The following is a 13,087-nucleotide window of genomic DNA, read 5'->3' on the forward strand; positions in this document are numbered from 1 at the left end:
GCGCATGCGATCGCCATCCAGATCGCCTCGATCTCCTTCATGGTGCCGCTCGGCCTTAACCAGGCGGTCACCGTGCGGGTCGGCCTTGCGCATGGCGCCGGCAATCCGGAAGGCGTCTCGCGCGCCGGCTGGACCGCCTTTGTCATCGGCGTCTCCTTCATGGCGCTGATGGGGCTGGTGATGATCCTGTGGCCGCATCTTCTGATCAGCGCCTTCATCGATCTCGCCGATCCGGGCAATGCCAGGGTGATCGGGCTTGCGGTGTCGTTCCTGGTCTTTGCCGCGTTGTTCCAGATCTTCGATGGCGCGCAGGCGGTGGCCGCCGGCATGCTGCGCGGCCTGCACGACACCAAGGTGCCGATGATCTATGCCGCGATCGGCTATTGGGGCGTCGGCCTGCCGCTCGGCGTGCTGCTCGCCTTCCATTTCGGCCTCCACGGCGCCGGCATCTGGATCGGCCTGGCGTCGGGGCTGGCCGTGGTGGCGGCGCTGCTGCTCGTGCGTTGGCTCAGGCGCGACCGCATCGCGCCGGTGCTCTCCTTCGGGCATTGATCGACCGGCGATCCTGCGCCTTTTGCGTCTTACGGTTTGCGGCCGATCACGGCGCCGTTCGCGGCGGGTGCGTCGAACCAGACCGTCTCGATGTTGCGGAATCCGGCTTCTTCGAGCCACGCCGAATATTCGGCCGGCGTGTAGTTTCGCCCTTCCGTCTCGATCAGCATGTTGAGGCTCATCAGCGCAGCTGGCGCCGGCCCGGTCTTTTCGTTATTGACGAGAAGCTCGCTGATGACGACTGCACCGCCGCTCGGCAAAGCCTCGAAGGAGCGGCGCAGGAGGGTGCGGTCCTTCGCCTCGTCCCAATCGTGCAGGATCATCGACAGGAGATGCACGTCGTGATCCCTGGGAAGCTGTTCGAAGAAGTCGCCGCCGGCGGTCTCGATACGGTCGGTCAAGCCGGCCTCGGCGATTTTTCCCGCGGCGATCGCGGCCACATGCGGCAAGTCAAACACGGTCGCACGCAGTGCCCCATACTGTTTGCAAAGCTCGATGTCGTACGCGCCCGATCCGCCGCCGATATCCAGAAGGTGGCGGAATTGACCGAGATCCACGGCTTCGCCGAGCTTGCGCGCGGTCATCGTGGAGAGCGAATGCATCGCCTCCCAGAAGAGTGCCAGCGTCGTCGGATCCTCGCCGTCAAACATCGAGGATTGCACTGCCGGGTCCCACGTGGTTGGCCGGTTGGTGCGCAGCGCCTCGGCAAGTCTGCCCCAGCCCGGATAGAGCCGCTTGTCGGCCATCTGCACGAAGCCACCGAAGTAATACGGCTTCCCGCGCACGAGATAGGCTTCGCTTAGGGGCGTATTGCGATAACGGCCGTCCGCTTTCTCCAGAAGCCCGAGCGCAGCGCAGCCGGTCAACAGCATCTCGGCCGGGCGCGGATTGAGACCGGTCGCCTCCGCCAGCTCCGCAACCGTTGTGCCGGCACCGCCGGCAAGGTGACTGAACAGGCCCAGCTCGTGTGCTGCAGCCAGGGTCTTGAAAGCCCAGAAGCCGGTCGAAAGTGCCATGAGCGGGACGGCGGAAGGAAGCTCTTGCGTGGTGACGATCGGTTGATCGGCCGCACGCAACCTTGTCTCGCCTGAGATCGGCTGGCGGGCATGCGTTGTCGTGTGCGTAGCGGCGTGCTTGTGGTCGGGCATGGCGCTCTCCTCAGCTGTTGACGATGATCCGGATGCCGAAGGCGGCGCTCAAAGCGCCGAAAGCGCGGTGGCCACAAATCGGCACGAGATCGATCGCACTCTCATCGAGTTTCTCGATCGGGCGCATGCCGGCGATCGGAGCGAATTCTCTGTCTGGTATGCAATCACCTCCGCTTCATGCCCGTTCCGGATCAGCCCCGACCATAACCGAGAATATCGTAGCGGGTTCCGTTCCCCGGTTACGCCAGGCATGACGCGTGCCGTTCTGTACGACGACATCGCCGGGCGTGAGATGACGTTCCTCGTTATCGTCCAGTTCCAGCCAAAGCTCTCCCGACAACAGGACGATGTAGTCGATGGTTTGCGTTGTGTGCATTCCGGGGTGCTCCGGTTCGAAGGTCTCGGCGAGGCCGGGCAGTCTGCTGGCGTATTCGGCACCCGCGGCGCCCCAGTCATTGATGGTTTCCAGAACGCTGTCGGGCGGGAAGACGACCTTCATGAACCGGGTCTCGCCCGGCGCCGCTACGAGGGAGGTTATCGACGGGACCGGATCCGTTACTTTCCCCGGTATGGCAGGCTCGTTTTCGGTTGCCCAGAGGGTCGACACCACCAAACCGGGCACGTGCATGAAGACTTCGCGGTGGGGCTCGACAAAATTGTAAAGGAAGCGGGCTCGTCCGTCCCGGTCCTGTCCCGTTACGATGCGCTTGAATTCCATCTTTTCTCTCCGCTTGACTTGGACAAACGCGACTGCAGGACGCTTGCCGGAGGGTCTCGCAACTGCTGGGCTTCGCACGTTGCTATTCCCAACATAGGCGCCTGGCGAGTTGACGGAATGACAATGTTCCATCAAATTCTGCCAATGGATGAAGGCAGGTCTATCGCGCCGCCGGAACCTAGGTGCGTCGCCTTTGTGCTCATCGGCGATATGGTCGCGCTCGACCTTATCGGCCCGCTCGAAGCCTTCACGGTGGCACGCGCACATCCTTCGATGGGTGGCCGGGATCCCTATCTAACGCGCATACTGTCCGAGTCGGGCGGTCCCGTCGCCACGCGGAGTGGACTTCCGATAGCGACGGAACCGGTGGGGGCGTTGGACGGTCAGGTGATCGACACGCTGATCGTGGTCGGGTGCGGCGGCGGTCGCCTTCCCGCCGGCTCGGACGCATTTCTAGAATGGCTGCGCACGCGGGCTTCGAGCATGCGCCGGCTCTGTTCGGCCTGCACCGGCGCCTTTGCTCTCGCGGAAGCCGGACTTGCCGATGGCAAGACAATCACCACCCATTGGCGTTGGCTGGACGAACTGGCTCAAATCCGTCCGGCGGCCAAAGTCAAGCGCGGGCCGATCTACATCAAGGACGGAAACCTTTGGACGTCTGCCGGCGTGACCGCCGGGATCGACCTTGCTCTGGCATTGATCGAGGAAGACCTCGGACGACCGGTCGCAATGGACGTTGCGCGGACCCTCGTCGTCTATCTCAATCGCCCAGGCAATCAGGAGCAGTTCAGCACGGCGTTCGAGGCGCAGACCCGGGCTGATGGATCGATTGCCGACCTCATCACGTGGATATCGAGCAATCTTCATGAAGAACTCTCGGTGGACGCACTTGCGTGCAAAGCCTCCATGTCGCCAAGGACGCTCGCGCGCAGGTTCGTGCAAGAAACCGGTCGGACGCCCGCCAAGTTCGTCGAGCAATTGAGACTGGAAGCTGCCAAGCGTGCCCTGGAAGACGGCAAACTCCCGCTCAAGGGGATCGCGCGCCTTGTTGGTCTGGGGGACGAGCAGAGCCTGCGCAGGGCGATGCTCAGATCGTCCGCAATCACTCCAAGCGAATATCGCGCGCGTTTCCGACTCTTGTAGCTACGGCTTAGAGCAATTCCAGGAAAAGTGCGTGGCGGTTTTCCGTCAGGAATTGCGTAGAAACAAAGAGGCGGAGCGGTTCGGCGTTTCCGTGAAAGGCTGTAGGGCAACCCATCCTCAGTTCAACCGGCACGGATGCGTGTAACAATTGTCGGCCCGTTGGCGGGGTTTGCTCATATCGTGCAAGGCAACGTGGCGTATCACACCGCCGCATCAGCGCGATGTGCTCGTAGCTCAGCGAACTGCCGCGCGCTCGAGCCGCCGTGCATATTGCGTCAGCGGGAAGCACATGACGAAGAAGATCAGCGCCACCAGCCCATAGACGGTGAACGGCTCGAAGGTCGCATTGTTGATGGCGTTGGAGGTCCTCACCAGTTCCTCGAAGCCGATGATCGAGGTCAGCGCCGTCGATTTGATGAGCTGCACCAGGAAGCCGACGGTCGGCGCGCGCGTGATCGCGAAGGCCTGCGGCAGGATGATCAGCCTGAGCTCCTGCAGATAGTGCAGCCCGAGGCTGGCGCCGGCGTCCCATTGGCCGCGCGGCAGCGCATCGACGCCGCTGCGCCAGATCTCGGCGAGATAGGCGCTGGCGAAGAAGGTCAGCCCCAGCATCGCCGCCGTCCACGGCTCGATGCGCAGCCCGAGCATCGGCAGGCCGAAGACCATCAAAAAGAGCTGCATCAGCAGCGGCGTTCCCTGGAACAGCGCGATGTAGCCGGAAGCGATCCGCTTGATCCATTTGTTCTTGGCTATGCGGAAGAACAGCACGATGAGCCCGACCAGCGCGCCGCCGACGAAGGCGGCCAGCGATAAAAGCACCGTCCAGCGGGCGGCAAGCAGAAGGTTGCGCACTATGTCCCAGAAGGTGAATTCGATCATGACACGCCGGCTCCGAGTGCGCGGCGCCCGCCGCTGACCAGCAGCCGGCGCAGTCCCATCGACAGGCCGAGATAGACCAGGGTCACCACCAGATAGGTCTCGAAGGCGCGGAAGGTCCGCGCCTGCAGCATATCGGCCTCATAGGTCAGCTCGCGCACCGCGATCTGCGACACGACGGCCGATTCCAGCATCATGATGACGATCTGGCTGGTCAGCGCCGGATAGATCACCTTCAGCGCCTGCGGCAGCACGATCTTGATGAAGACCTGGCGAGGCCTGAGGCCGAGCGCAAGCGCCGCTTCAGTCTGTCCGCGCGGCACGGCGTCGAGACCGGCGCCGACGATTTCGATCGTGTAGGCCGCCATGTTGAGCGTCATCGCCAGCATCGCGGCAAGGATCGGATCGAGCCTGACGCCGAGGCTGGGCAGCCCGAAGAAGATGAAGAAGAGCTGCACCAGGAACGGTGTGTTGCGCATCACCTCGACATAGGCGGCGATCGCCATCCGGAGCGGCTTCGGGCCATTTCGTTTGCCGGCGGCGCCGAGGATGCTCAGCAAGGTCCCCGCCAGCGTGGTGACGACGATCAGCAGGACCGTCGTCGCCGCGCCGCGCGCGATCGCGCCCACGGCACCCGCAAGCCAGCCGAAGTCGAGGCTGTAGCCCATAGCGATTGGCCTTGTTGGAAAGCGCGTAGCGCAGGAAACAAGTGCGGGAGCGGTTCAGCTCTTCTTGCGGCGCTGAACCGCTCGGGAGATCAATCCTTGAGGTTGTCGGGATTAAGCGGCGTCTTCAGCCAGGCCTTCGAGCTCTCGTCCAGCTTGCCGTCGGCCAGCATCTTGGCGACGGCGTCGTTCACCGCCTTCTTCAGCCGGTCCTCGTTCTTGTTGAGGCCGATATGCGAGGGCGAGGTGAGCAACTGGAACTTCTGCTCCGGCTTCAGCGCTTCCTGCTTGGCCAGCACCTGCGCGCCGACGTCGTTGCCAACGACCATCAGTTGGGTCTGGCCGGAGATGAAGGCCTGGATGACGGAATTGTAGTTGTCGAAGCGGCGGATGTCGGCCGAAGAAGGTGCCGCCTCGGTCAGAGAGGTATCCTCCAGCGTGCCGCGGTTGACGGCGATCGACTTGTCGGCGAGGTCATCCTTGCCTTTGACGGCGAGCTCGGCCGGGCCGATGACGGCGATGTAGTAGGGCGCGTAGGCGGCGGCGAAGTCGATCACCTGCTCACGCTCCTTCGAGTAGCCGACGCTCATCAGGATGTCGACGCGCTTGTCGGTGAGATACGGGATGCGGTTCTGGCCGGTGACGCTGACGAGGTTGAGCTTCACCTTCAAGGAATCGGCGATCGCCTGCGCGACGTCGATGTCATAGCCCTTGATGCTCATGTCGGCGCTGGCCGAGGAGAAGGGCGGGAAGTCCGAGAAGATGCCGACATTGATCGCGCCGGCCTTGGTGATGTCGTCGACCGCGTCGGCTCTCGCCTGCGTGGCGAGGCCGGCGGCGGCGAGCATCATGGCTGCCGCGATGGCGGATTTCAGTGCATTGCGAAGTGTCATTATAGTTCCCCTGCTGGAAGCTTGTTATTGAAACCGGCCGCCGGCTCCAGCGCGGCGGCCGTGTTGGTTAGAGCAATTCCAGGAAAAGTGAGACGCGGTTTAGGCTTGGAGACTTCGCCATAGCTTCCGTCCGGAATTGCGTGAAAATAAACAGACGTCAGCCCTTCTTGATTGCCGGGCTGAACACCATGAGGCTGAGAATCTCGAACAGCACCTGCGCGCCGACATGGGCGGTGTTGGTGGTCGAGTCATATTGCGGCGCCACCTCGACGACGTCGCCGCCGACGATGTTGAGACCTTTCAGGCCGCGCAGCAGCTCGAGTACCTCGCGCGTCGTCAGCCCCCCGACTTCCGGTGTCCCGGTGCCCGGCGCGAAGGCCGGATCGATGCTGTCGACGTCGAAGGAAATGTAGGTCGGGCCGTCGCCGACGATTTTGCGCGCCTTCTCGATGATGGCGGGGACGCCGAAGCCGGTCACCTCCTCGGCGTGCACGACGGTCATGCCGGATTCATAGGTGAACTCCCACAGATATTCGGCCGAGCCGCGAATGCCGATCTGGATCGTGCGGGTGGGATCGAGCACGCCGTCCAGCACCGCGTTGCGGAACGGTCCGCCGTGGTGGAACTTGGTCATGTCGAACAGGCCGCTGGTGTCGCAGTGGGCGTCGATATGGATCAAGCCGACCGGCGCCTTTTTGCCGACGGCCTTCAGGATCGGATGGCTGATCGAATGGTCGCCGCCGACCGAAAGCGGCAGCACGCCGGCGTCGACGATCTGATTGGTGCGCTTTTCGATGTCCTCGTGGCTGATCTCCAGCCGGTAGCGGCTGCGGAACGGTGTGTCGCCGATATCGGCGACGCGAAGCTCGTGCGTCGGCGCGCATTCCAGCACATGGTTGTAGGGGCCGATGCGCTCGATGGCGCGCAGCGCCCGCGGTCCGAAGCGCGCGCCGGGTCGGTTGGTGACGCCGAGGTCCATCGGCACGCCGATCATCGCCACCTGCAGGTCGCCGAAATCGGGATTTTCGGCGGCCACCTGCCGGTAGGGCGCTGCGAGGAAGGTCGGGATGCCGGAATAGGGCGCCAGCCGCGTGCCTGACTTGTTGAAGATCTTGTCGGCGACCTTGCGGAATTTCGGGTCGAACATCTCGCCGCCATGGCTCTCGCCATATTTGCGGCGCAACGCTTCGAGCTTGCCGCGATCGTAACCCATGTCCGGTCCTCCTCTGTGACTGCTTGCAGCGCTGCCCGCACGGACAATTGCCAAGCCAGCTGGATCGTTGCCCGCCGGCTAGCCTTGCGGATTTCACGTCTCTTGAAGCTGTTCCGGGCAAAAGTGTCGGGCAGCTGCTTTGAAAAATCAATTGATATTGTTAGGGTCATCACTGTGAGAAAAACTCACAAACTTGTGGAGTTGTCCGTGGCCAAACGCCTGCCGCCGCTGAACCCGCTTCGCGCCTTCGAGGCGACGGCGCGCCACGCTTCGCTGACCAAGGCGGCGGGCGAGCTCAACGTCACCCACGGCGCCGTCAGCCACCAGATCAAGGCGCTCGAGCAGTCGCTCGGCGTGAAACTCTTCGAGCGCACCGGCCAGCGCGTGAAGCTGACGCCGCACGGCGCCGAGTTCCTGCCGGCGGTTTCGGCCGCCTTCGACGGCATCGCCGCCGCCACCCAGCGCATGACGAGGCCGGCAAGCGCCGGGGCATTGTCGGTCTCCTGCGTGCCGGCGCTGCTCTTGTTGTGGATGACGCCGCGGCTCGGCTCCTTCACCGCGCAATATCCGGACATCCAACTCACGCTGACCCCGTCCAACGACGCCAGGGATATTCGCGCCCCGCATATCGACGTCTGCGTGCATTACGGCGACGGCAGTTGGAGCGACTGCTGGATACGCAAATGGTCGGGCCTCGAACTGTTTCCGGTGGTCAGCCCGACGCTGATCAACAACCGGCCGATCCGCAGCGTCCGCGATCTTGCCGATCACGTCTTCCTGCATGGCGACGACGGCCGTGAGTGGCACACCTGGCTGGCCGCCGCCGACGCGCTCGATCTGGAGCGTGGCCGCCGCCACCATCTCGGCGACGCGCGCATGGCGACTGAGGCGGCAGTCCATGGCCACGGCGTGGCACTCGGCGACTCAGTGACAGCGCGCGCCTTGCTCGCCAGGGGCATGCTCGTCGCGCCCTTCACGCTGTCGGTGCCGGCGGTCGACGACTTCTATGTCGTCTGCCGCAACGAGATGCGCTCGGCGCCGATCGTCCAGCTCTTCATCGACTGGCTGTTCGCCGAGAAGGAGCGGGACGAGGGTCGGGCCGATGCGCCCGTGGCTGGCCGTGTGCCGAGCCGCAGGAAACGCCCGTCGCTCAAGGTGATCGGCGCCAGGGCAGCGTCGTGATGACTGGACTTGCATAGCTGCTTTTTGTCGGGCCAGCTCCCAAACCGGGCAGAACTTTCGGAAATTCGATGCTAAGAGGCTTGTGGCTAAAGCCGTTCCAGGAAAAGTGCGCGGGCAGTTTTCCGTCCGGAATTGCCTGGAACAAATCTAGAGCGAGCAACGAAGGCGGCAGCAAGTATGGCAAAGACCGATATAGCGCGGCGCGTCTATAACCACACCTGGAAGCTCGATCCGATCGTCCGCAGCCTGCTGGACACGGACTTCTACAAGCTTCTGATGCTGCAGATGATCTGGGGCATGTATCCCAAGGTCGACGCCACTTTCTCGCTGATCAATCGCACGACGTCGGTTCGCCTGGGCGACGAGATCGATGAAGGCGAATTGCGCGAGCAGCTCGATCACGCCCGCACGCTCCGCTTTTCCAAGAAGGAGATGATCTGGCTGGGCGGCAACACCTTTTATGGCCGCAAGCAGATATTCGAGCCGGAATTCCTCGCCTGGCTGGAAGACTTCCGCTTGCCCGGCTACGAGCTCTCCAAACGCGACGGCCAATACGAGCTCTCCTTCAGCGGCCCCTGGATGTACACGACGCTCTGGGAGATCCCGGCGCTTGCCATCATCAACGAGTTGCGCTCGCGCGCCGCCATGCGCTCCTTCGGACCGTTCGCGCTCGACGTGCTCTATGCCCGCGCCAAGGCCAAGATGTGGGACAAGACCGAGCGCCTGAAGGCCTTGCCCGGCATCCGCATTTCCGATTTTGGCACCCGCCGCCGCCACTCTTTCCTCTGGCAGCGCTGGTGCGTCGAGGCGCTGAAGGAAGGCATCGGCGAGGCCTTCACCGGCACGTCCAACGTGCTTTTGGCGATGGACAACGACCTCGAGGCGCTCGGCACCAATGCGCATGAACTGCCGATGGTGTTCGCTGCGCTCGCCAATTCCGAGAAGGAGCTGCGGGAGGCGCCGTACAAGGTGCTGCAGGACTGGCAGCGCTACTATGGCGGCAACCTCCTGATCGTGCTGCCCGACACCTTCGGCACGGCTGCGTTCTTGCGCGACGCGCCGGACTGGATCGCCGACTGGACCGGCTTCCGCCCCGACAGCGCGCCGCCGATCGAAGGCGGCGAGAAGATCCTCTCCTGGTGGCGCGAGAAGGGCAAGGACCCGAAGCAGAAGCTTCTCATCTTCTCCGACGGGCTCGAGGTCGAGACCATCGAGGAGACCTATCGTCACTTCAAGGGCAAGGTGCGCATGTCCTTCGGCTGGGGCACCAACCTGACCAATGATTTCGAGGGCTGCGCGCCGACCGAAACCAACAGCCTCGACGCCATCTCGCTGGTCTGCAAGGTCAGCGAAGCCAATGGCCGACCCGCGGTGAAGCTCTCCGACAATCCCGCCAAGGCGACGGGGGACGAGAAGGAGATCAAAAGGTATCTCAGGATTTTTGGCGAGAAGGATCGGGTGAGGCAGTTGGTCAAGGTGTGACGACGCTGCCGGTTCTTCGGCATCGCCTTGCGAGACGGCAAAGTTGGATAGGCTGAGTTCCTTCGCGCCCCCCTCTGTCCTGCCGGACATCTCCCCCTCAAGGGGGGAGATTATCCTGTCATCTCCACCTTCGCCAATCTTCAGCTTTGCAGGGGAAGCGCCGGCAGAGAAGCTGCCAATCTCCCCCCTTGAGGGGGAGATGTCCGGCAGGACAGAGGGGGGCGCCATAGAGCGCCACCTTTGCAGATTGGCCCCTGTCTCCTTCGCCCTCGTTCTCCTCCCAACCCCAGCCTTCGCCCACGCCTCCGATCGCGGCCATGTCTTGCTCCTTCCAACCGGCTACTACATCGCCGGCGGTGCTTTTGCCGTGGCCGTCAGCTTCCTCGTTCTGGCGCTGCTGCCGCCGGCAGCCCTCGGCAGTTTCTGGCGACGGCGCCTCTCCCTGTTCACCTTCGGCGACGGCTCACGCACTATCATCAGCCTGCTTTCCTTTGCCGGCTTTGCGCTTCTCATCGCCGCCGGCATCTCCGGCAGCCGCGATCCCCTCTCCAATCCGCTCCCGCTGGCGATCTGGACGCTGCTGTGGGCCGGCTTCACGCTGTTGCAGGGCGTGTTCGGCGACCTCTGGTCGTGGCTCAACCCGTGGTTTGGGCCTTGGCGCATCGTGAGCCGTCTGGCAGGCAGGCGTAGTGACGAGACGCAGCGGTCGCTCCTGCCCAAATGGTTCGGCTTCTGGCCGGCCTTCGCGCTGTTCTTCGCCTTCGCCTGGTTCGAGCTTATCGACCCGGCGCCCGATGATCCGTCCCGCCTGGCTCTCGCCGCCGGCCTCTACTGGCTGGTCAGCTTTGTCGCCATGCTCGCCTTCGGCTACGAGGACTGGAGCCGGCGCGGCGAATTCCTCGGCATCTGCTTTTCCATGGTCGCCCGCTTCGCGCCCTTCCAGCGCGACGAGGGCAGGCTCAGCCTCTGCTGGCCGGGTGCCAGGCTGCTTGCCGCCGAACCGTTGCCGCCAAGCGGCACGGCATTCCTTCTGCTGGCGCTGTCTTCGGTATCCTTCGACGGCTTGTCGAAGACCTTCTTCTGGCTCGGCCTGTTCGGCGTCAATCCGCTGGAATTTCCGGGCCGCACCGCGCTGATCGGCATCGGCAGCTTCGGCCTCGTCCTCACCTTCGTCCTGCTCGCGGCGGTGTTCGCGCTCGCCGTCTTTCTCGGCCAGCGCCTTGCCGGTTACGAGCATTCGTTTGGCAAGGCCGCCGGCCTGCTCGTGTGGTCGATCGTGCCGATCGCGCTCGCCTATCATATCGCGCATTACCTGACGGTGCTGCTCGTCGACGGCCAGTACGCGCTGGTCGCCTTTTCCGATCCCTTCGGCCTTGGCTGGAACCTGTTCGGCACCGCAGACAGGTTGGTCGAGGTGGGCGTCGCGGCCGGCGCCGGGTCGGCCTGGTGGCTGTGGAATCTGCAGGCCGGCGTCATCATCGGCGGTCATGTGCTGGCCGTGCTCGTCGCGCATGGCCTCGCTGCGCGGCTGCATTCGCAAGCCTCTCGCGCGGCGCTCAGCCAGCTTCCGTTGACGCTTCTGATGATCGCCTACACGATCTTCGGCCTGTGGCTGCTTGCCACGCCGACCGCTGGGTGAGAGTGTCCCCGGGGAAGCTCGCTTGCCAGGTCACGGCTTTGGTGATTTAGTTTGTACACATGCAATTTTCGCGTCCTCCGAGCAAGGAGGAGCGAGCCGCCTTATCGCTGGTCAAGACTGAAAAAACAGGGGAACGGACATGGCTGACAAGAACGGATTTTTCGACCTCTCCAAGACCACTCTTACGCGCCGCACCGCGCTGAAGGGCATGGCCGCTGGTGCCGGCCTTGCGCTGGCCCCAGGCTTCGTTCGCTACAGCCAGGCGCAGAGCTCGGCGCCGATCAGGATCGGCTTTCAGTTGCACCGCACCGGCATCGGCGCCGCTTACGGTCGCTGGTACGACAAGACGAGCGCTGCCGCGGTCAAGGCGATCAACGGCGCCGGCGGCATCAACGGCCGCAAGGTCGAGCTGGTGATCGAGGATGACGGCACCGATCCCGCGCGCGGCGCCGAGGTTGTCGGCAAGTTTGCCAAGCAGCACAAGACCGACATCGTCTTCGGCACGCTGTTCTCGCACGTCGTGATCGGCTCGGCGCCCGCCGCCGGCGAGAACAAGATCCCCTATTTCGTGGTCAGCGAAGGCCATCATGTCGCCTCGACCAAGCTCAACCGCTACGTCTTCCAGCCCGGCATCACCGACGTGAAGAGCCAGATCAAGTCGATGGCGCCGTGGATTGCGGCGAACGCCGGCAAGAAGGTGACGCAGATCTTCCCCGACTTCGCCTTCGGCTACGACCATCGCGATTACCTGCCGCCGGCGCTGAAGGCGCAAGGGGCCGACGTCATCGCTCAGATCGCCATCCCGCCGACGGAGTCGTCCTTCACCAAGTACTTCCCCCAGATTCCGGCCGAGACCGAAGTCATCTACCACGTCATGGTCGGCCCGGCCGTGCTCACCTTCGTCAAGGAGCTCGGTGAGTTCTACGGCTCGCAAAGGCCGCAGCTCTTCGGCTTCATGGACTCGCTCGAGGCCGTCGACATCAACAGCCCCGGCCTCGAATTCCTCGACGGCAGCCATTTCTGGGAAGGCTCGCCGCGCTACGCGCAGCCTGACGATTCCGCCGCCCAGAAAGCCTATCGCGCCGCCGTCGGCATCGACGACAATGGCGCCGCCGTCGGCGACCCGAAGGACATTTCCACCGCCTCGCACATGTTCGGCTGCTGGGAAACGCTCTACGTCGTCAAGAAGGCGATGGAGGATGCCGGCTACAAGGGGCCGGAAGACCGCGCCAAGCTGGTCGAGGCCACCGAGGCGCTGAAAGAATTCGCCGAAGGGCCGGAGCATCCGCAAGGCCCCAAGACGTTCAACGGCAAGATCCACCAGTGCTTCGGCATCCAGAACATCTCCAAGGTCGAAGGCGGCAAGCTGAAGGTCGTCCACAAGACCAAGATCGAGGACGGCCTCTACGAGCCGGAAGGGGATTACACGGCGCAGGCGCTCTAGGCTTGCCCTACCAGCAAAGCGTGGGCGCCAAGCCACCCCCCTCTGTCCTGCCGGACATCTCCCCCTCAAGGGGGGAGATCGGCAGCTCGCGCGCCGGCACTCATTCTGCGACGTTCGCCATTTGCGAAGGCG

General features: G+C 63.7%; 12 protein-coding genes. 6 read left to right on the forward strand and 6 right to left on the reverse strand.

From position 1 onward, the window contains the following. Window positions 1-552: MATE family efflux transporter (locus tag EOA29_RS02100; protein WP_245468365.1), on the forward strand; the 552-nt coding region annotated here is incomplete at its 5' end. Between the two features lie 29 nt (window positions 553-581). Here the strand turns inward: EOA29_RS02100 and EOA29_RS02105 are convergent. Together EOA29_RS02105 and EOA29_RS02110 are read right to left on the reverse strand one after the other, a co-directional pair. Further along, window positions 582-1,700 (reverse strand): acetylserotonin O-methyltransferase, encoded by a 1,119-nt coding sequence (locus tag EOA29_RS02105; protein ID WP_245464831.1) that lies wholly within the window; start codon window positions 1,698-1,700, stop codon window positions 582-584. A 175-nt stretch (window positions 1,701-1,875) separates the two neighbouring features. Beyond that, window positions 1,876-2,418 (reverse strand): cupin domain-containing protein, encoded by a 543-nt coding sequence (locus EOA29_RS02110; protein WP_126090718.1) that lies wholly within the window; start codon window positions 2,416-2,418, stop codon window positions 1,876-1,878. A 123-nt stretch (window positions 2,419-2,541) separates the two neighbouring features. Between EOA29_RS02110 and EOA29_RS02115 the strand changes: the two genes are divergently transcribed. Continuing rightward, window positions 2,542-3,561 (forward strand): helix-turn-helix domain-containing protein, encoded by a 1,020-nt coding sequence (locus EOA29_RS02115; RefSeq protein WP_210211973.1) that lies wholly within the window; start codon window positions 2,542-2,544, stop codon window positions 3,559-3,561. Between the two features lie 234 nt (window positions 3,562-3,795). Here the strand turns inward: EOA29_RS02115 and EOA29_RS02120 are convergent, their stop codons facing one another. The 4 genes from EOA29_RS02120 to speB form a co-directional block, all read right to left on the reverse strand. Then, window positions 3,796-4,440, reverse strand: coding sequence for an amino acid ABC transporter permease (locus EOA29_RS02120; protein WP_126090717.1), 645 nt, complete (start codon window positions 4,438-4,440; stop codon window positions 3,796-3,798). Then, window positions 4,437-5,105, reverse strand: coding sequence for an amino acid ABC transporter permease (locus tag EOA29_RS02125; protein WP_126090716.1), 669 nt, complete (start codon window positions 5,103-5,105; stop codon window positions 4,437-4,439). Before EOA29_RS02125 ends, EOA29_RS02120 begins: the two co-directional genes overlap by 4 nt. An 89-nt stretch (window positions 5,106-5,194) precedes the next feature. Then, window positions 5,195-5,995: a transporter substrate-binding domain-containing protein gene (locus EOA29_RS02130; RefSeq protein WP_126090715.1), complete on the reverse strand. Its 801-nt coding sequence runs from the start codon at window positions 5,993-5,995 to the stop codon at window positions 5,195-5,197. 157 nt (window positions 5,996-6,152) lie between these two features. Continuing rightward, a complete protein-coding gene (speB, locus tag EOA29_RS02135; RefSeq protein ID WP_126090714.1) occupies window positions 6,153-7,208 on the reverse strand; it encodes an agmatinase in 1,056 nt (351 codons plus the stop codon). Window positions 7,209-7,415: 207 nt separating this feature from the next. Here speB and gcvA point away from each other — a divergent pair, with 207 nt between their 5' ends. From gcvA to EOA29_RS02160, 4 genes are all read left to right on the forward strand, one after another. Continuing rightward, window positions 7,416-8,390, forward strand: coding sequence for a transcriptional regulator GcvA (gcvA, locus tag EOA29_RS02140; protein WP_126090713.1), 975 nt, complete (start codon window positions 7,416-7,418; stop codon window positions 8,388-8,390). A 177-nt stretch (window positions 8,391-8,567) separates the two neighbouring features. After that, window positions 8,568-9,872: a nicotinate phosphoribosyltransferase gene (gene pncB / locus EOA29_RS02145; RefSeq protein ID WP_126090712.1), complete on the forward strand. Its 1,305-nt coding sequence runs from the start codon at window positions 8,568-8,570 to the stop codon at window positions 9,870-9,872. Between the two features lie 322 nt (window positions 9,873-10,194). Beyond that, the gene (locus tag EOA29_RS02155) at window positions 10,195-11,511 is read left to right on the forward strand and encodes a hypothetical protein (RefSeq protein ID WP_245468368.1); all 1,317 of its coding nucleotides are present in this window, start codon (window positions 10,195-10,197) and stop codon (window positions 11,509-11,511) included. Between the two features lie 139 nt (window positions 11,512-11,650). Beyond that, entirely contained in the window at window positions 11,651-12,955 is a 1,305-nt protein-coding gene (locus EOA29_RS02160; protein ID WP_126090711.1) for an ABC transporter substrate-binding protein, read from the forward strand. The last annotated feature ends 132 nt before the right edge of the window (window positions 12,956-13,087 follow it).

Origin of the sequence: Mesorhizobium sp. M1E.F.Ca.ET.063.01.1.1 (assembly GCF_003998155.1) — a bacterium.
Taxonomy (GTDB): Bacteria; Pseudomonadota; Alphaproteobacteria; order Rhizobiales; family Rhizobiaceae; genus Mesorhizobium.

Excerpts from the sequence above, each read along its gene's own strand:
- EOA29_RS02130 (WP_126090715.1), bottom strand. The coding sequence starts at position 5,995 with ATGACACTTCGCAATGCACTGAAATCCGCCATCGCGGCAGCCATGATG.
- EOA29_RS02120 (WP_126090717.1), bottom strand. The coding sequence starts at position 4,440 with ATGATCGAATTCACCTTCTGGGACATAGTGCGCAACCTTCTGCTTGCC.
- EOA29_RS02110 (WP_126090718.1), bottom strand. The coding sequence starts at position 2,418 with ATGGAATTCAAGCGCATCGTAACGGGACAGGACCGGGACGGACGAGCC.
- EOA29_RS02125 (WP_126090716.1), bottom strand. The coding sequence starts at position 5,105 with ATGGGCTACAGCCTCGACTTCGGCTGGCTTGCGGGTGCCGTGGGCGCG.
- EOA29_RS02105 (WP_245464831.1), bottom strand. The coding sequence starts at position 1,700 with ATGCCCGACCACAAGCACGCCGCTACGCACACGACAACGCATGCCCGC.
- pncB (WP_126090712.1), top strand. The coding sequence starts at position 8,568 with ATGGCAAAGACCGATATAGCGCGGCGCGTCTATAACCACACCTGGAAG.
- EOA29_RS02160 (WP_126090711.1), top strand. The coding sequence starts at position 11,651 with ATGGCTGACAAGAACGGATTTTTCGACCTCTCCAAGACCACTCTTACG.
- EOA29_RS02115 (WP_210211973.1), top strand. The coding sequence starts at position 2,542 with ATGTTCCATCAAATTCTGCCAATGGATGAAGGCAGGTCTATCGCGCCG.
- speB (WP_126090714.1), bottom strand. The coding sequence starts at position 7,208 with ATGGGTTACGATCGCGGCAAGCTCGAAGCGTTGCGCCGCAAATATGGC.